The sequence below is a fragment of the Mesorhizobium sp. WSM4828 genome (assembly GCF_055811175.1).
This window is the reverse complement of record NZ_JBVVQK010000120.1, coordinates 1-371: the sequence shown is the minus strand read 5'-3', so window position 1 is coordinate 371 and position 371 is coordinate 1. Positions and strand designations below refer to the sequence as shown.

The 371-nt window shown below is 62.5% G+C and carries 1 pseudogene; it reads left to right on the top strand.

Going from position 1 to position 371, the window contains the following annotated elements:
- Positions 1–371 (top strand): annotated as a pseudogene (gene groEL, locus AC0L2X_RS32575) (chaperonin GroEL); the annotation flags it as partial.

The following is a 371-nucleotide window of genomic DNA, read 5'->3' as shown; positions in this document are numbered from 1 at the left end:
ATCATCTCGGAAGACGTCGAAGGCGAGGCCCTGGCCACGCTGGTCGTCAACAAGCTGCGTGGCGGCCTGAAGATCGCCGCCGTCAAGGCGCCGGGCTTCGGCGATCGCCGCAAGGCCATGCTGGAAGACATCGCCATCCTCACCGGTGGCCAGGTCATCTCCGAAGACCTCGGCATCAAGCTCGAGAACGTCGGCCTCAACATGCTCGGCCGCGCCAAGAAGGTGTCGATCTCCAAGGAGAACACCACCATCGTCGACGGCGCCGGCAAGAAAGAAGAGATCCAGGGCCGCGTTGCCCAGATCAAGCAGCAGATCGAGGAGACCACCTCGGACTACGACAAGGAGAAGCTGCAGGAACGTCTCGCCAAGCT